The 17507-nt window shown below is 67.3% G+C and carries 19 protein-coding genes; 6 read left to right on the top strand and 13 right to left on the bottom strand.

Features of this window, described 5'->3' with window-relative positions:
* The first annotated feature begins 169 nt into the window (after positions 1–169).
* Entirely contained in the window at positions 170–1084 is a 915-nt protein-coding gene (locus tag ACYP33_RS26405) for a type IV toxin-antitoxin system AbiEi family antitoxin domain-containing protein (protein ID WP_459624511.1), read from the top strand.
* Positions 1084–1971: a nucleotidyl transferase AbiEii/AbiGii toxin family protein gene (locus ACYP33_RS26400; RefSeq protein WP_459624510.1), complete on the top strand. Its 888-nt coding sequence runs from the start codon at positions 1084–1086 to the stop codon at positions 1969–1971. Before ACYP33_RS26405 ends, ACYP33_RS26400 begins: the two co-directional genes overlap by 1 nt.
* 44 nt (positions 1972–2015) lie before the next feature.
* Here ACYP33_RS26400 and ACYP33_RS26395 read toward each other — a convergent pair whose 3' ends face one another.
* From ACYP33_RS26395 to ACYP33_RS26345, 11 genes are all read right to left on the bottom strand, one after another.
* Positions 2016–3248 (bottom strand): diaminopropionate ammonia-lyase, encoded by a 1233-nt coding sequence (locus ACYP33_RS26395; RefSeq protein ID WP_459624509.1) that lies wholly within the window; start codon positions 3246–3248, stop codon positions 2016–2018.
* A gap of 182 nt (positions 3249–3430) precedes the next feature.
* Positions 3431–5068 (bottom strand): methyl-accepting chemotaxis protein, encoded by a 1638-nt coding sequence (locus tag ACYP33_RS26390; RefSeq protein WP_459624508.1) that lies wholly within the window; start codon positions 5066–5068, stop codon positions 3431–3433.
* A gap of 272 nt (positions 5069–5340) precedes the next feature.
* Complete coding sequence (locus ACYP33_RS26385; RefSeq protein WP_414448703.1) at positions 5341–5478, bottom strand: hypothetical protein; 138 nt, start codon at positions 5476–5478, stop codon at positions 5341–5343.
* A gap of 115 nt (positions 5479–5593) precedes the next feature.
* Positions 5594–6634, bottom strand: a complete 1041-nt coding sequence (gene astA, locus ACYP33_RS26380; protein WP_459624507.1) for an arginine N-succinyltransferase — start codon at positions 6632–6634, stop codon at positions 5594–5596.
* Complete coding sequence (ctlX, locus tag ACYP33_RS26375; protein WP_459624506.1) at positions 6631–7575, bottom strand: citrulline utilization hydrolase CtlX; 945 nt, start codon at positions 7573–7575, stop codon at positions 6631–6633. Before ctlX ends, astA begins: the two co-directional genes overlap by 4 nt.
* A gap of 172 nt (positions 7576–7747) precedes the next feature.
* Positions 7748–8638 carry an arginase family protein gene (locus tag ACYP33_RS26370; RefSeq protein ID WP_414448706.1) on the bottom strand — a complete coding sequence of 297 codons (891 nt, stop codon included), beginning with the start codon at positions 8636–8638 and terminating at the stop codon, positions 7748–7750.
* Positions 8639–8826: 188 nt separating this feature from the next.
* Positions 8827–9519: an ABC transporter permease gene (locus tag ACYP33_RS26365; protein ID WP_459624505.1), complete on the bottom strand. Its 693-nt coding sequence runs from the start codon at positions 9517–9519 to the stop codon at positions 8827–8829.
* Positions 9516–10205, bottom strand: coding sequence for an ABC transporter permease (locus ACYP33_RS26360; RefSeq protein WP_459624504.1), 690 nt, complete (start codon positions 10203–10205; stop codon positions 9516–9518). The genes ACYP33_RS26365 and ACYP33_RS26360 overlap by 4 nt, the downstream gene beginning before the upstream one ends.
* A gap of 53 nt (positions 10206–10258) precedes the next feature.
* Entirely contained in the window at positions 10259–11047 is a 789-nt protein-coding gene (locus tag ACYP33_RS26355) for a transporter substrate-binding domain-containing protein (RefSeq protein WP_414448709.1), read from the bottom strand.
* A gap of 236 nt (positions 11048–11283) precedes the next feature.
* Positions 11284–11775: an Lrp/AsnC family transcriptional regulator gene (locus tag ACYP33_RS26350; protein WP_414448710.1), complete on the bottom strand. Its 492-nt coding sequence runs from the start codon at positions 11773–11775 to the stop codon at positions 11284–11286.
* A gap of 11 nt (positions 11776–11786) precedes the next feature.
* Positions 11787–12434 carry a helix-turn-helix domain-containing protein gene (locus tag ACYP33_RS26345; RefSeq protein WP_414448711.1) on the bottom strand — a complete coding sequence of 216 codons (648 nt, stop codon included), beginning with the start codon at positions 12432–12434 and terminating at the stop codon, positions 11787–11789.
* Positions 12435–12790: 356 nt separating this feature from the next.
* Between ACYP33_RS26345 and ACYP33_RS26340 the strand changes: the two genes are divergently transcribed.
* Positions 12791–13807, top strand: a complete 1017-nt coding sequence (locus tag ACYP33_RS26340; RefSeq protein WP_459624503.1) for an alcohol dehydrogenase catalytic domain-containing protein — start codon at positions 12791–12793, stop codon at positions 13805–13807.
* Positions 13808–13820: 13 nt separating this feature from the next.
* Here ACYP33_RS26340 and ACYP33_RS26335 read toward each other — a convergent pair whose 3' ends face one another.
* Positions 13821–14732: a LysR family transcriptional regulator gene (locus ACYP33_RS26335; protein ID WP_459624502.1), complete on the bottom strand. Its 912-nt coding sequence runs from the start codon at positions 14730–14732 to the stop codon at positions 13821–13823.
* A 98-nt stretch (positions 14733–14830) separates the two neighbouring features.
* Here ACYP33_RS26335 and ACYP33_RS26330 point away from each other — a divergent pair, with 98 nt between their 5' ends.
* From ACYP33_RS26330 to ACYP33_RS26320, 3 genes are read left to right on the top strand one after another with little or no spacing between them, the layout of a single operon-like run.
* Positions 14831–15289 (top strand): ester cyclase, encoded by a 459-nt coding sequence (locus tag ACYP33_RS26330; protein ID WP_459624501.1) that lies wholly within the window; start codon positions 14831–14833, stop codon positions 15287–15289.
* 26 nt (positions 15290–15315) lie between these two features.
* The gene (locus ACYP33_RS26325; RefSeq protein WP_459624500.1) at positions 15316–16236 is read left to right on the top strand and encodes an NADP-dependent oxidoreductase; all 921 of its coding nucleotides are present in this window, start codon (positions 15316–15318) and stop codon (positions 16234–16236) included.
* A gap of 14 nt (positions 16237–16250) precedes the next feature.
* Positions 16251–17153: an SDR family NAD(P)-dependent oxidoreductase gene (locus tag ACYP33_RS26320; protein WP_459624499.1), complete on the top strand. Its 903-nt coding sequence runs from the start codon at positions 16251–16253 to the stop codon at positions 17151–17153.
* A gap of 38 nt (positions 17154–17191) precedes the next feature.
* On the opposite strand, the gene ACYP33_RS26315 is transcribed toward ACYP33_RS26320, so the two are convergent.
* On the bottom strand, positions 17192–17507 hold a 316-nt coding region (locus ACYP33_RS26315; protein ID WP_459624498.1), incomplete at its 5' end, for a pirin family protein.

The raw sequence follows: 17507 nt of genomic DNA, 5'->3' as shown, positions 1-17507 counted from the left end.
TACGATGCGTCCTAAGGACGCATCGTAAACGCCGTGATTAAATAAATCAACAAATTTCTCTCTGTTTTTAACGTCTCATTTAGTTATTTTCTTGACGATTTGCGAAATCAATGCTATTAAAGCACTGCTTGTCCTCAGGACAAGCAGTGCTTTTTTACATCCCATACTCATGGAACCCACTCTCTCAGTCGTCGGTGCACTCACGTTGCGGCTCGGCAAGGCGCATCGCTCCGGTGTCGTGACGCTCTACGATCTTGGCGCGATGCTCTGGCAGCTTCATGCCACGCGCGAGCATGCCGGGCACCGCATCAAGAATCCACGCAGCTCGCGACCGAGCCGTTCGAGCCTGTTCAAATGCCGTGACGATCTGATCGAAAACGGTGTCCTCGAACACCGCAACGACCTGCCCGACGACACGTGGCTCATGACCTTGTCGCCGTTCAAGGACCCCGCCGACATCCTGTGTGGACTGGATCCATTCAGCTATCTCTCCCATCTGTCGGCCATGGAATATCACGGCCTGACCGAGCTGGTACCCCGGCTGATTTTCGCGACCACCTACCCGGCAACCGAGTGGCGCAAACAGGCAGCCGATCGAATGACTGCGGACCTGGGCGACAGCCTGGCCGATTACCAGGCGGCCCGCATGCCCCCCCTGCAAAGGCTTGCGTTCGATACGGCAGGCAAGCGCAAGCTCAACCTGTTTGCCAGCAAGGCAGCCGGCTCATTCATCTCGCTTCGCGATCGCCCGGTACGCGTCGCCAGCGTCGGCCGGACCTTTCTCGACATGCTGCGGCGCCCCGATCTGTGCGGCGGCATTCATCATGTAATCGACACGTTTGTCGAACATGCACGCGCTTATTTGCCCTTGATCATCGATGAGTTAGATCGGCACGGCGAACCGATCGAAAAAGTCCGCGGCGGATATATCTTGGAGGATCGATGCGAAATCCGAGGCAATCCGCGCATTGAGGCCTGGACGCAGTTCGCTCAACGTGGCGGCTCGCGCAAACTCGATCCCGCTGAAGCGTACTGGCCAGCGTTCTCGGAAAAATGGATGATTTCCCTTAACGTGAGCCGTTGATGACCACTGTAGAAGATTGGGTAACCGGCGCCGCCGACGCGCGCGAACAAGCCTTTCGCAACGTCGTCCACATCGTGCTTTCCGCGATCGGCGCATCGCACGAATTGAAACCGGTGATGGTGATGAAAGGCGGCGTATTGATGGCGATCCGCTACGCCACGGGGCGCCACACGACCGACGTCGACTTCTCGACGCAAGCCCACTACCGCGAGTTCGCCGCTGGCCAGGACGCCTTCATCGAACGCCTGAACGCCGCCATCCGGCAAGCTGCGGAAGCGCTGAACTACGGCATCGCCTGCGGTATCCAGAGCACCGACCTGCAACCACGCGCCGAAGGCAATTTTCAAACGCTGAGAATTCGTATCGGCTACGCGCCCAAAGGCAACGCAAGCGCGATGAAGCGTCTGGCAGATCGGCAGTCTCCGCAAATTGTCCAGATCGACTACAGCTTCAATGAAATCATCGGCGACGTCGATTTCCTCGGAGTCGATGGCGAGCTCGAAATCCAGACATATAGCGAAACCACACTGCTCGCCGAGAAGCTCCGCGCAATCCTGCAACAGGAAGAACGGCAACGATCCCGGCGTCAGGATATCTACGACCTGCACTATTTTCTGACTCACTGGGGTGCCGATCGCGAACGTATCGAGCGGGTGCTGCGGTTGCTGATCGAAAAGGCGGAATCGCGCGGGCTTCGCATCGATCGCCAGTCGATGGCCGCTCCGGCGATCCGCGAGCGCTCGCAACGGGAGTATGCGGATCTCGCACCCACGATCGAAGGTGAGCTTCCGCCCTTCGACGTCGCGTTCACGACAGTGCGCCAGTATTACGAGTCGCTGCCGTGGCATCTCATTGCAACGGCAGAAAGGTCGCACGGCAACACCTAGCCGGCCCGGTTCGATCAGCGGTCGCCGCAGCGGGTGCCTCAGCCTCAAGCCACCCGCGCCCTCACCCAAGCCCCCTGCCGCCCCAACACATCCTCCGCCCGTTCCCCCACCAGCTCTCTGTACACCGTCGGCGCCGTCGCCCCCTCGGTGTTGATGACGAGAACCCGCGACGCGCGGCCGCCACCCACCTTCGCCAGCGCACCGTCCGCCGCCAGCGCGCACAGCCCGGCCAGCCCGGCCGCCCCCGATTCGCCGGACACGATCGGGATATCGCGTCCCGAGCCGGCCGCCAGCACCTGCATCGCGGCGATGGCGTCGGCATCCCGAATCGTCATGAAGTAATCCGCGCCGGTCGCCAGGAAGCGCCACGCCAGCGGTGAGGTCTCCCCGCACGCCAGGCCCGCCATGATCGAATCGACCGAGCCGGTGGCCTTCTCCGCCACGCCGGTGAGGGCGCTCTGGTAAAGGCAATCGGCCTGCTCCGGCTCGACGATCACCACCGTGGGCCGCTGCTCGCCGAACACTTCCCAGAAGTAGCTGGAGATGCCGGCGGCCAGGCCCCCCACGCCGCCCTGCAGGAACACGTGGCTGAACGCGGGCGCGCCGCCGCCCTGCGGCGCGCGCGTGGCCTCGACGACTTCCGCCGCCACCGCGCCATAGCCCTGCATCACGTCGCGCGGAATGATCTCGTAGCCGGGGTAGGACGTGTCGGACACGACGTGCCAGCCGTTCGCTCCGGCCAGCCGCGCCGCTTCCGCCACGGAGGCGTCGTAGTTGCCCGCGATGCGGACGATCCGTGCGCCCTGCTCCGCGATCGCCGCTTCACGCTCGACGCTGACGTTCGCATGCAGCACGATCACGCACCGGCAGCCGATGCTGCGCGCCGCCGCGGCCAGGCCCTTGCCGTGATTGCCGTCGGTCGCGCTCACCACCGTTAAGCCGTCGAGCCGGCTGCGATAAGCACCCCGAAACAAGCCGGCCGGATCGAGCTGCGCATCGGCGTTCAGCCGCATGACGAGCCTGACCAGCGCGATGGGCGCGCCGAGCGCCTTGAAGCTCCCGAGGCCGGAGCGGACCGATTCGTCCTTCACCCACACCTGCGCCACGCCGATGCGCGCGGCCAGATCGGGCAGCTCGTACAAGGGCGTCGCGTGGCGCGACACGCCGCTCCAGTTGGCGATCCAGTTGCGGCTCTCCTCGGCGCGTTCGACCGACATGAGCGCCTTCAGCGCGTCCGGGTAGGCGCGCCGTTCGGCGCGCGCGTTCACAACCAGCATGGTGAGGCTCCTTCACGATGAGTCGGCATCGCCGGCAACCCGGCGATTCACGACGCTCATCTTAAAAGCCCGGCCGATCAATTTTTGAGCGAAAGCGGCGCGCGATTCGCAAGAAAAACTCGCTTTTATCGTTCCTCGCTTTTATCGTTCTTTTGCCGCCGCTTTCGATACGCCGCTCGTGCTCAGGCGAACTGCGGCACGCCCGCCCGCATCCCGCCTCGCACCGCCGCCCCACCCTGCGCGAACGACGCCGCGCCGGCCTGCTGCTCGATCCGGAACACCGACACCGCATCGCCCAGGCGCTGCGCCTGATCGACCAGCGAAGCGGCGGCCGCCGCCGCCTGCTCGACGAGCGCGGCGTTCTGCTGCGTGACCTCGTCCATCTGCGACACGGCGATATTGATCTGATCGATGCCGTCGCTCTGCTCGCTCGACGCCACGGCGATCTCGTTCATGATGCCGCTCACGCGGCCGATCGCGGTGACGATCTCGTTCATCGTGGTGCCCGAGCGCTCCACGAGATCGGCGCCGGTCTGCACGCGCTGCGTCGATTCGACGATCAAGCCCTTGATCTCCTTGGCGGCGGTGGCGCTGCGCTGCGCGAGCGAGCGCACCTCGCTGGCGACCACCGCGAAGCCGCGGCCCTGCTCGCCGGCGCGGGCCGCTTCCACGGCGGCATTGAGCGCGAGGATGTTGGTCTGGAACGCGATGCCCTCGATCACGCCGACGATGTCGCCGATCCGGCGCGAATCGCCGACGATCTCCTGCATGGTGCCCACCACGTCGCGCGCGAGCTGCCCGCCCTCGGCGGCCAGGCCCGATGCGCCCTCGGCCAGCGAACTGGCCTGGCGCACGTTGTCGGCGGTCTGCTTCACGGTGGAGGTCAGTTGCTCGATGCTGGCGGCGGTTTCCTCCAGCGAGGCGGCCTGTTCCTCGGTGCGCTGCGACAGGTTGGTGTTGCCCGCCGCGATCTCGCCCACGCCCACGTTGATCGATTCGGTGCTGCTGCGCACCGCGCCCACCGTGGATGTCAGGGAGTCCTGCATATTGCGCAGCGCCTCGCTGAGCTTGCCCATTTCGTTACGGCCCGTGACCTCGACCTTGCCGGTCAGATCGCCGTCGGCGATGCGGCCGAAGCTCTCGACGGCGGCATCCACCGGCTTGACGATCGCCTTGACGAGCCAGATCCGCACGAACAGCGACAGCGCGAGCGCCAGCACCAGGCCCACCGCCACCGCCACGATGACCATCGAGAATTGCCGCTGCGCGGCCTCGTAGCGCGCCTCGCCGATATCGACCTGATGCTTCTCCAGCGCGAGCATCGCCTTTTCGTACGCGGAATACAGCGGCGACAGCTTGTGGCCCTGGATCTCGCCGAACGCAGCCTTGTCGCCGGCCTTCAGCGCGGCCATCGCCGGCTCGATGCCCAGATGGATGAAGTCGTCGCGGCGCTTCTGCATGTCGTCGATCAGGCCGCGCGCGCCCGGATCGTCGCCGACCTGCGCCAGATACGCCGAGAAACGCTCGTTCGAGAGCTTGATGTATTGGTCCGAACGCTTGAACGCCGAATCGGCGCCGGCCGCGTCGCCGATGTTCGTCAGCGAGTCGTAGGTGGCGAGCGACAGGCGCAGGCGCAGCAACTGGCCCGAGCTGCCTTCGAGGTTGGCCACGGCCGGCGTATCGACCGTGTACATCTGCTTCAGGTCGTGATTCGCCGCGTTCAATGACACCACACCGAGCAACGCACCGACGATCAATGCAAGGCCGAACAGGCCGATGATCGCGTTCACACAATGGCGAATCGACAGATTTTTAAGCATGTGAATGGATCGATTGGTCGAACGAAACCCGGACGCCGGACCCGTGCGGTTCTCATTCTTGGTCCGTGAAATGGTTCGATATACGAATGGTTGTTCCCATTCTCCGGCGCACGTCGTTATTACGGCCCCAAATGATCAGACTTGATTCACACCTGGTAGAAACGCTGACGAGTGGTTTCCCTTATTCAGTTCTTGCTCGCGCTGTCGATCGCGCGTCGCAACGGCTCGATCGGCGCTTCCGGCGCACGCAGTGAAAGCGCGAGCGGCCCCGCTCAGGCGGCTTGCCCCGCGCGGCGCAGCCCGATCAGTTGCAACAGGCGGACGAACAGCGCGCGCTCGACGGGCGCGCCGCCGTTCGACGCGTGCTGGAGCAGCAACAGCTCGGGCGTGAGTTGGGGTGAGCGATACATCGGAGTCCTCCCGGTTTGGATCGGGCCGGCCGAAGCGGCTGCCGCGCCTTTTTGTTACGCAAGAATCGAACCAAAGGCGGCGGCCCCACCCGGCAAGGCGGGCCGCCGCACACACTCAGGCCGCACGCCGCGCCGGTGCGTGGCCCGCACCGTTCGAGGGCGTGGCGCGCAGCGCCGCGCATCGCACCGGCGCATGGCGCTCGCATTGCAGCGCATCGCCAAGCCGCGCCGGATCGCCATCGGCGCTGCCGATCACCACCCGGAACCCGTGCAACGCGTCGTTGGCCAGCAATTGCGGGCCGTGTCGCGCAGTCAGCGCGGCGTCGAGCGGCCGGTGCGTGCTGTCGGCCACAATCCGCAACCGGTCGATCTCGCCCTGCAACGTGGCGCCGCCGTCGAAGATGTCGACGTATTGACTGAATCGGAGTCCTTCCGATTCCAGCAAGGCCCGCGCCGGGGCCGTGTGCGGATGCACCGCGCCGATCACGGCGCGCGCCTCGGCCGGCAGCAGCGCCAGATACAGCGGATGCTTCGGCATCAGTTCGGCGATGATCGACTTGCGGCCGAGTCCTACCCATCGATCCGCCGCGGGGAACTCCATCTGGAAGAACGGCCGGCACACGGCGTCCCAGAACGGCGAACGGCCCGCCGCGTCGGTCACGCCGCGCATCTCGGCCACCAGCGAGCGTGCGAAGCGCTCGCGGAACGCGGCGATGAACATGAAGCGGGCTTTCGAGAGCAGCGCGCCGTTGCCGTCGCGCCGGTAATCGGGCGCGAGAAACAGCGTGCACAGCTCGCTGTGACCGGTATGGTCGTTCGACAGGAACAGCGCCGAGGCATCGCTGCTGACGCCCGTCTCCTTCGACGCATGAATGAAGCGGCCGATCCGGTAGTTGTACCAGGGCGCGTCGAGCCCGACGGCCGCCTCGATGCCGGACACGCCGGCCACGCAACCGTTGCAGGTGTCTTCCAGCACGAACAGGTAGCCCTGCTGCGCGGGCGGCAAGCTGCCGGCCAGGGTCGCCACGCTGCGCGCGATGCGCGCCTCGATCAGCGCCGCGTCGGGCATGAACGAGGTCATGCCCACGCCCGTGGTCCGAGCCAGCGCGAGCAATGCGCCGGCATCGCCGGGCCGCGCCATGCGCACCGTCATCATGATCGCGGCCCCCCTTGCATGCGGCCGGCCGGCGCGAACACCTCGGCCAGCATGCAACGCGCGCTGCCGCCGCCCACCCGCTCGATCGTGTCGATCGCCACCACTATCGGCGTGGCATGACGCGCGAGGGTGTCGCGCTGCGCGCCGTCGAGCGCCGCCCACGCGGTGCGCGATGCGGCCACCAGCGGCGCCCCATCGCGGCCGCGCACCTCCAGCATGTTGCCGGCGAACGCGCCGAGCTGCGCGAGGCTCAGTTCGATCACCACCTTGCCGGCCGCGCGCAAGCCGCCGAGCACGGCGCGCCGATCGGTGTCGTCGACGATCGCCTCGGCGCACACGCCGGCCAGCGTCGTGCCCACCCACATCATGACGTTGGTGTGATAGATCGGCGTGCCGTGCCGGTCGGCCGCATCGAACGCGAACGCCTGATAACCGAGCCGGCGCGCCAGTGCGTCGAGCAGGCCGGCATCGGTGCGCGGCGAGCGGCACGCATAGCAGAGCCGCGCGTCGCGATCGAACACCACGCTGCCGGTGCCTTCGAGAAAGCGATTCTCGCGCTCGTAGGCGCTGAGGTCGAACGTGCGCGGCCACACCACGCGGTTCGCCAGCGCGCCGAGCACCGGGCCGTCGCGCTCCTGTCGCCGGTTCGGCGCGCGCATCGGATACAGCACGAGCGTGCCGTCGTCGTGCGACGACCACCAGTTGTTCGGGAAGATCGAATCGGGCGTGGGCGGTTCGGGCGTGTCGTCAACGACGATCACCTCCACCCCGCGCACGCGCAGCGCATCGACATAGCCGTCGAATTCGGCGAGCGCGGCGCGATGCACGTGTTCGTGCGCCGGTTCGTCGTGCTGGAACGCGTTGTCCTGCGCCGTTTGTGGATTGAACGCGAAGCGCGCGGGGCGCACCATCAGCACGGTATCGGTGGTTTGTCGGGACATGGCGGAGCGAAAACTGATTGGGATGACTGATCGATTCATGCGCTTTATCCGTGCGATCGATACCGGTCATTCTTGCAGATCCCCACTCGCGTTTCGTGGCGTTTTCCCCGCTCCGCCCTGCCTGAAACCGCTGTTGCAAGCGGCTTGCGCAGCCGATTGCGCTGCGCCGGAATCAGGCGCCGCGCTGGCTCCCGTACACCGCGAACGAGAACGCCAGATAGGCCGCGAGCGTCGAGGTCATGTCGCCCACATCGGTGGTCGGGTTGACTTCGGTGATCGCCATCGCCACGCAATGCGGCGCGAGCATCTCGACCATCTCCAGCGCCTCGGCCGAGCTGATGCCGCCCGGTTCGTGCGCGCCGGCGCCCGGTGCGTACGCGGGGTCGATCGCATCGATGTCGAACGACAGGAAGATGTGATCGGCGCCCTTCGTGCGTTCGAGGATCTTCGCCACGGTGGCCGCCGGCCCCAGGCGCAGCACTTCGCGCGCGGACAGATGCACGAGGCCGGTGTCGTGCTTGAAGCGGCCCGATGCCGGGAAGTTGAAATGACGTTCGCACACCTGAATGCAGTGATCCGAATCCACGCGATCGAGTTCGAGCGCGCGGCGCATCCCGCTCGACTGACTGAAGCGGCCTTGCGCCTCGCTCGAATCCATCAGGTCGAGGTGCGCGTCGAAGTGGACGATCGCGATCTTGCCGGGCAGCGCGTCATGCACGCCCTTGGCGACCGGGAACAGCAGGCTGTCGTCGCCGCCGATCACGATCGGCATGCGCCGGTTCGCCAGCGATTCTCGCACCGCCGTCTCGGTGGCCGCGAACGTCGCCAGCGTGTCGTTCGACACCGTCACGTCGCCGCGATCGACGAGCAGGCTCGATCCCACCTCGAAGAAGCCGTCGGTTTCCAGGCAGTAAACCTTGCCGTCCTGAATCCGCATGTTGATCCAGCGCGCGGCGTTGCGCACGCGCTCAGGCGCGTAGCGTGAGCCCGGGTAGCCGAGCGAGGATTCGCCGTCGAACGGCACGCCCCACAAGTCGCATTGAGTGAACGGAACGGAAGACATGGCAGGACTCCTTGATAAATTGGTGAGGAAATGCGGCCGGCGTGCCGGGCCGCGCGACGGCGCGCTACGTCAGCGCGCCGCTCGGAAACTGACGCGGGCGCTCGCGGCGCGGCGCGCTCGACACGGCATGCGCACCGATGCAATTGCCGACCCGGTCGAGATGAAGCGGTGCACGCATCGGCGGGACCTCAGTGCGCGCGCGGCGCGAGATGGCGCAGCCAGCGAGCCTCGGCGAACCGGAACAAGCGCGTGAGCAGCAGCGTCAGCGCGAGATAGAGCGCGCCGGCCGTCACGTACGGTTCGAACGAGATGTAGTAGTTCATGCTGACGTAGCGCGCAACGCCCGTCAGGTCGAGCAGCGTCACCGTGCTCGCCACCGAGGTGGCCTGCAGCATCAGGATCACTTCGTTGCCGTATTGCGAGATCGAGGCGCGCAGCATCGACGGCAACACGATGCGACGCATCAGCAGCGGCCGGCTCATGCCGACACTCAGCGCCGCCTCCACCTCGCCGCGCGGCACGGTGCGGATCGCGCCGGCGAAAATCTCGGTGCTGTAGGCGGTGGTGTTCAGCACGAACGCCAGGATCGCGCAGAAGCTCGCGTTCGAAAACCACGGCCACACGAACGATTCGCGCATCCAGTCGAACTGCGCGAAGCCGTAATAGACGATAAATAGTTGCACGAGCAACGGCGTGCCGCGCATCACCAGCGTGTAGCCGGCCACGGGCCACGCGATCCAGCGCTGGTGAGAGGCGCGCGCGATCGACAGCGGCACCGCGATCGCAAAGCTGATCGCCACCGACGCGCACATCAGCCACAGCGTTTCCAGCAGCCCCTGCGCATACATCGGGGCGTTATCCCAGATCAGGTCCCAGTTCATCCCCGCACCTCGCGCGTGCCGGCCGAGAAGCGTCGGCCGATCCAATGCAGCGCCACCAGCGAGACGATCGTGACGGCCAGATAGAACGCACCGGCCAACACGTAGAACGTGAACGGCTCGCGAGTCGCCTCGGCGGCGCCGCGCGCGCGGAACATCAAATCGTGCAGGCCGATCAGCGACACCAGCGCGGTGCCCTTCACGAGCACCAGCCAGTTGTTGGTGAAGCCGGGAATCGCGAGCCGCACCATCTGCGGCAGCAGGATGCGCCGGTACACCTGCGGCGCGGTCATGCCGTATGCGTAGCCCGCCTCGGCCTGCCCGCGCGGAATGCGCAACAGCGCGCCGCGAAACGTTTCGGTCATGTAGGCGCCGAAGATCAGCCCGAGCGTCAGCGAGCCGGCCACGAACGGGTTCAGCTCGAAGCTCGCGTCGCTGCCGAGCGCCGTCAGCACCTGATTGACGAGGCCCGGCAGGCTGTAGAACACCATGAACATGATGACCAGATCGGGAATGCCGCGCACCACCGTGGTGTACATCGTGGCGAGCCAGACCACGCGGCGGTCGGGCGAAAGCTTGCAGATCGCGCCGAGCAGGCCGAAGGCCGTGGCCAGCGCGATCGACACGAAGGCCAGCGCCAGCGTGACGGTGCCGGCCGCGAGGACGGTGCGGAAGTATTCCTGAATCATGGTCGATGCCGATAAGGCCGCGCGAGGCGGCCGGTAAGCGTAAGGACTGCGATTTATTGCGTGACGTTCGAGCCGGCGCCGAACCACTTGTCGTTGATCTTCTTCAGATCGCCGCTCTTGCGAAGCTGCGCGAGCGCCGCGTTGAACTTCATGCGCAGGTCGTCGTCCTGCTTGCGCACCGCGATCGCCACGCCTTCGCCGAGCGCCTTGCTGTCCTTGCCCGTATACGACGGTCCGATCAGCTCGAAGCGCTTCGCGTTGTCGGCCTTCGACAGGAAGCTTGCGTCGATCTGCGCCTGATACGAGAAGTGCAGATCCGCGCGGCCGGCGGCCAGGTCCAGATACGGCTCGCTGCCCGATTCGTAGCGCTTGATCGTGGCGACGCTGCCGAAGCGCTGCGTGATGAAGTTGTCCATCGGCGTGCCGGTCTGCACGGCGATCGTCTTGCCCTTCAGCCCTTCCGGCGTGATCTGCAGATGCTCGGCCTTCGGGCCGACGAACCGGTAGACCGGGAATTCGTACACGTCGGTGAACGCCATCACGCGCTTGCGTTCCTCGGTGATGTTCAGCGACGAGATCAGCGCGTCGTACTTCTTGCCGAGCAGGCCCGGGAACATGCCGCTCCAGGCCGCGTTGATCACGTTGCACTTCAGTTGCGCGCGATCGCACAGCGCGTGGATCAGGTCGATGTCATAGCCGGTCAGGCTGCCGTCCGGCGCGGCCGATTCGAACGGCGGGAAGGTGGCGTCGGTGGCGACGTTGACCTGCGTCCACTCCTTCGCCTGCGCGAAGGTGGAACAGAAGGCGGCGGCAATCAGCAGGGTGCGGGCAAGGCGTTTCATGGTCATCTCACGAGGTCAGGGCAGGGTGGTTGGGCAGTCGGTGCGCCACTGCGCCGGAGGCCGGCTGCGGGCGAACATTATTGGATCGAAAAAAGCGCCGGATCTGTCGAAATCGGCGCGGCGCGCCGCCGTTTTCTGTCGCAATTTCCGCGCAGTCCGGCCGATTCCGTCGATCAAATGATTCGCAGAACGAATCTATTTTCACGAGGCACGATGAACGTTGTCGCATCGTCGTCTCAGTACGCGAGCGTGCGCTTGAGCGCGGCCAGCTCGGGGCTGCTCGCGATCTTGTCGATATGGAAGCGCGCGTCGGCCAGCCAGGTTTCGGTCAGTTCGCGGTAATGGCTCATGTCGCGGCACTCCATGCGAATCAGATAATCGAACTGGCCGCTGACCAGATATACGTCGAGCACCCAGGCCGCGCCCGCGAGCGCCGTCTCGAATGCCTTCTGCGCCGCGCGCCCGCTCTGGTTCGACAGGGCCACCTGCACGAACAGCGTGAGGTTCGGCGCCACGCGCTTCATGTCGATCAGCGCGCCGTAGCCCGAAATCACGCCGAGCTTTTCGAGCTTGCGCACGCGTTCGAGGCACGGGCGCGGCGTCAGGTTCACCAGCTCCGACAGGCGCTGGTAGGTGATCCGTCCATCGCGGCGCAGCACGTCGAGAATCGCGTGATCGATCCGGTCGAGGCTCGGTGCGCCGGCCGGGCCGGCATGAAGGCGCGTCATGGCGGGCTCGCTCAGATCGGCGGCGCGATCACCCAGATCGCGATGGCCGGCTGTGTCGCCGACGGGTTGCGCCACGTGTGCGCGAGCGTGGGCGGGAAGGTCAGCGTGTCGCCGGCCTTCATCGAATAGGTTTCGCCGTCCACCACCATGTCGAGTTCGCCTTCCTTCAGGTGGACGAAATCGACGGCCGCGTTGAGCTTGTACGGCTCCGGCCCCGAACCGCCGCCCGGCTCGATCACCGACAGCAGCGCCATCAGGTGCTCGTTGCCGACGCCCGCGATCAGGTATTCGTGCATGCCCTCGCCGCCGAGGCTGATCGGGCGGCCTTCGCCGGCGCGCACGAGGTTGGTGGCCGGCGGATCGAACAGCGTGCCGGGCCGCACGCCGATCGCGTCGCACACCTTGAGCAGCGTGGCCACCGAGGCCGACACGGCGTCGCGCTCGAAGCGGCTCAGGAACGACTTGGTCACGCCGACGCTGTTCGCCACCTGCTCGATCGACAGCCCGCGCGCCTTGCGCAGCGCCCGCAGCCGTTCGCCGAGGTTGATCTCCTCGCGCACGGGGCGCAGCGGGCCGGCGGGCCGGCGCGCGGCGTCGATGGCGGCGGACGGCTCGTCGGGCAGGCTGGGTGTATCGGCGGTGACGGGTTTGCGGGGCATGCGGCGTACGTATCCGGGAGCAACAAAAGTGTCGCCATGGTACACGTGGAAATTCCTCGTCAAAATTAATCTCCACGACACTGTGGTTGCCTGGGAGACAACTTTTCATCGATTCGGGGCGCCCAGCGATAAGCAAAATTCATCGAATCGATCACGAAACCTGCGTTTCCTTATAGCTCGCCGCGCCCTACCCTTGACGCCTTCTCTCTCGCAAGGAAAGCCCAGGATGTCCGTCACCTCCCGCCGTTCGTTCTCGCATATCGGCCTGCCAGTCACCGGCCTCGACGCCGCCGTCACGTTCCACACCGAGAAGCCGACCTCTTCGGCCGGGGCCTACTGCTGAGATGACCACGACGATGACGACCCCAACCCCCATCGCAACCGCAGCGGCCCCCGCGACCTGGCGCGCCTGGACCTGGGCCGGCAGCGCCGATCCCCTCGCGCTGCGTCTGGCCGACGTGGCGGTCGAACCGCTTGCGCCCGGCCGGATGCTGGTGCGCAACGCCGCGATCGGCCTCAACCCGGTGGACTGGAAGGTGCTGGGCGGCGACCTGGTCGACTGGGCGCCCGGCAAGGTGCCCGGCGTCGATGGCGCGGGCACCGTGGTGGCGGTGGCCGACGACGTGCCGGCCGACTGGATCGGCACGCGCGTGGCCTATCACACCGATCTGGCCACGCCCGGCAGCTTCGCCGAATACACGCCGGTCGCGGCGCGCGCGGTGTTGCGCGTGCCGGACGGCGTGGATCTGGCGACGGCCGCCGGCATGCCCTGCCCGGCGCTGACGGCCTGGCTCGCGCTCGACAAGCTGCCGCTGCGCGAGCAGGGCCGCGTGCTGATCAGCGGCGCCGGTGGCGCGGTGGGGCTGTATGCGGTGCAGTTCGCCGTGGCGCTCGGCTTTCAGGTGGACGTGATGTGCCACCCGCGCCATGAAGCGCGCTTGCGCGCACTCGGCGCGCAACGCCGCTTCGACGGCCCGCTCGACGCAAGCAGCCGCTGGCCCGACGCCCACGCCGGCCGCTACTTCGCCGTGATCGACAGCGTGAACGACGAGCACGCGGCGCAGCTCGCGCCCGTGCTCGGCGCGAACGGCCATCTGGTGTGCATTCAGGGGCGCGCCGCGACCTGGCCGAATCCGCCGTTCGGCCAGGCGCTGTCGATGCACGAAGTCGCGCTCGCCGCGCTGCATCCGCACGGCAGCGACGACGACTGGGCGCGCGTCGTCAAGGCCGGCGAGGCGATCCTGCAGCAGATCGCGGCGGGCCGCCTCGCCACCGAGGCGCAGGTGGCCGTCGAGTTCGACGCGCTGCCGGCGCACCTCGACGCGCTGCGTCAGCGCGCGTTCTCCGGCAAGGCGCTCGTGACGCTCGGCTGACGCGCCACGCGCCTCACAGTTGCGCGGCGATCGATTCGATCAGTGCGCGCAGCCACTGCTGGGCCGGGCTGGCATCGCTGCGGCGATGCCAGATCAGATGGATCACGATCTCCGGCAGCGCCACCGGCGGCGGGAACAGCACCAGCTCCCGCCCGGCCGGCGAACTGAGCGCCACGCGCTTCATGACGGTGGCCGTCATGCGCGAGCGCGCCACCACCAGCGGCACCGCGAACATCTGCGGCAGCGTCAGCGCGAGCGTGCGCTGCCTGCCCTGCTGCGCCAGCACCTGATCCACCAGCCCGTGCCGCTCGCCCTCGGGCGACGCGAGCACATGCGGCAACGCCAGATACGTGTTCATGTCCATGCCGCGCCGCGCGGCCGGGTGATCGCGCGCGACGATCGTGACGAACGCGTCGCGCAGGATCGGCCGCACCATGATCCGGCCATCGGCGCGCGTGGGCGACACGCCGATGGCCGCGTCGATCGCGCCCGCATCGAGCAGATCGACGGCGTGATCGCGATCGTTGAACGCGTGCACGTCCACCGCGATGCCGGGCGCCTGCTCGCCGAGCGCCTGCAACAGCGCGGGCAGCAGCACGAACGCCGGGTAATCGGCCAGCCCGAGATTGAAGCGCAGCGCGGCGTGGCCCGGCTCGAACGCGGGCTTCCTCACCAACGCGGCCTCGATCTGGCGCAGCGCCTGCGAAATCGGCTCGGCCAGGTCACGGGCGCGCGGCGTGGGCAGCAGGCCGCCCGCGCTGCGCAGGAACAGCGGGTCGTCGAACAGCCGGCGCAGCCGCGCCAGCGCCGCGCTCATGGCCGGCTGGCTCACGCCCACCCGGGTCGCGGCGCGCGTGACGTTGCGCTCGTTCATCAGGGCGTCGAAGGCCGCCAGCAGGTTCAGGTCGATGCCATGAAAATCCATAATTCAAATAATCATTTATATCGTTCATTTGTTGGACGGATTTTACAGCCGCCAGCACACTTCAGTCACTCCAACCCTGAAGCGAAACGAGACCCACCATGACGGCCACCTCCCATGAACTCGCCTTGTCCGATTCCGACCGCCTGAGCGCCGAGCGCCACGCCGTGGAAACGCTGTACCGCGCGTTCAGCGACAAGAACCCCGACCTCGTCGACGCCGTGCTGGCCCCCGACTGGGACGACATCCCGCTGGCCCCCGGCCAGGGCGCCGGCCCCGAAGGCATCAAGCCGATCATCCGCAGCTTCGGCGCAGCGTTCCCGGACGTGAAGATCGTGATTCACGACATGATCCAGGTGCCCGGCAGGATCGGCGTGCGCGCCGAAATCACCGGTACGCACCAGGGCGAGCTGTTCGGCATTCCGGCCAGCGGCAAGCACGTCAGCTTCCGCCTGCACGAATTCCACGAGCTGGACGGCCAGCGCGTGACCACCACCTGGCACATGGAGGACTGGTTCGGCCTGTTCCTTCAGCTTGGCCAGTTTCCGCAGCAGTCCTGATCGATCGGCATAACGAGGAGCGCACCATGAAAGCAGCCATCGTCACCGCCTTCGGCGGCCCGGACGGGGTCGTCATCGGCAACACCGCGCAGCGCGAGCCGGGCCACGACGAGGTAGTCGTGCGCATCGAGGCCGCCGCCGCGAACCCGCTGGACCTGAAGATCCTGGCCGGCACGCTGCAAACCGTGTTTCCGATCGCATTCCCGTACGTGCCGGGCAGCGATTTCAGCGGCGTGGTCGAATCGGTGGGCCGGCAGGTCACCGGCCTGCAAGTGGGCGAGCGCGTATTCGGCCGCAGCGCGCCCACTGCCGGCGGCGCATTCGCCCAGCGCATCACGATCGCGGCGGCGGATGTGCACGCGATTCCGGCCAGCATGAGCTTCGAGCAGGCCGCCGCGGTGCCCACCGCGTTCGGCACCGCGCGTCAGGCGCTGTTCGACAGCGGCCGCCTGCAACGCGGGCAGCGTGTGCTGATTCATGCCGGCGCGGGCGGCGTGGGCAGCATGGCCGTGCAGCAGGCGCATCTGGCCGGCGCGTACGTGATCGCCACGGCGTCGGCGCGCAATCTCGAGCTGGTCGGGAGCCTCGGCGCGGACGAAGTGATCGACTACCGCACGCAGGATGTGTCGGCGCTGCGCGACATCGACCTCGTGCTGGACATGCACGGCGGCGACACGCTGGCCCGATCGTGGCAGGTGCTGCGCGCGGGCGGCCGGATCGTGACGCTGGTGGAGTTCGGCATCGAATCGCGGGGCGACCTGACGGGCGAAGCCGTGTTCTTCGCGAGCGCCACGCCGTTCCTCGCGGAAGCCGCGCGCCAATTCTCGGCGGGGCAATTGCAGATCGTGACCGATTCGATCTTCCCGCTGGATGACACCCGCGCCGCGCTCGAAAAGCTGGCCACCGGCCACGCGCGCGGCAAGGTGCTGATCCGCACGCGGCCCTGAGCGAGGCACGCACCATGACACACGATACGCAACAAGTCGTGCTGGTGACGGGTGCCGGTTCCGGCATCGGCCGCGCGATCGCCCTGTCGCTGGCGCGGGCCGGGCACTGCGTGCACGCCAGCATGCGCGATCCGCTCGGCAAGAACCGGGCACGCAGCGATGCGCTGCTGCGGATCGCCGAGGCCGAACGGCTCGCGCTGCATGTGCTCGAACTGGACGTGCTGTGCGAGACAGGCTGCCGCGCGGCCGTCGACCGGATCGTCGCGACGCACGGGCGCCTCGACGCGGTAGTCAACAACGCCGGCATGTTGATGACGGGCCTGACCGAAGCGTTCTCGGTGGAACAGGTGGCGCGCATCGTCGATGCCAACGCGCTGTCGTGGCTGCGCGTCAATCGCGCGGTGCTGCCCGCGATGCGGCGGCAGGGGCATGGGCTGCTGATGTATGTCGGCAGCACCACGGCGCGCCTGCACGAGCCGTTCCTCGGCCCGTACATCGCCAGCAAGGCGGCCGGCGACGCACTGGCCGAGGTGATGGCGATGGAAGTGCGGCCCTCGGGCATCGACAGCACGATCCTCGTGCCCGGCGCCTTTACTTCGGGAACCGAACATTTCGCCGACGCGAACCCGCCCGCCTACACCGCCATCGAGCAGCAATACGGCACGCTGCCCGGCCGCGCCGCCACGCTCGGCGCGCGGCTCGAGGCTATCGACGCGGCCCACGGCGGCCCGCTCGACGTATCCGCGGTCGGCGAAGCCGCCGTCGAGGTACTGGCGATGCCGCGCGGGCAGCGGCCATTGCGCGTGACGATCGACGGCCAGCGCAAGGGCACCGAGGCGATCGACGCCGTGTATCACGAGAAGCAGGCCGCCTTCCTCAAGCAGATGGGGCTGGAGGATCTGACGCTGCCGTCGTGACCGCACAGCGGCGGGCGGCCCCGGCGGGAACGACGCAGTCAAACCGGCGGCCGCCACTCGACGATCAGCAGATCGGTATCGGCCCGCGCCGTCAGCACGAGCGCCGGGCCACCGCGAATCGCCGCGCCGTCGCGCGCCGCGAGCCGCACCCCGCCCAGTTCGAGCGGCCCGTGATCGGCCACCAGATAGGCCGCGCCGCCCGGCGGCACTTCATACGGCAGGCTCGCGCCCTCGCGCAGCGTGGCGATCCGCACGCGCGCATCGGCATTGACGGCCAGCGCGCCCGCCTTCACATCGTCGGGGCAGCCGCTGGCCAGCGTCACGAAGCGGCCCTCGCGCCGCGCCGGCGCGCAG

This window comes from Burkholderia sp. 3C (genome assembly GCF_054589155.1).
Note: the sequence above shows the minus strand (reverse complement) of the source record. Positions and strands in the feature narration are given on the sequence as shown.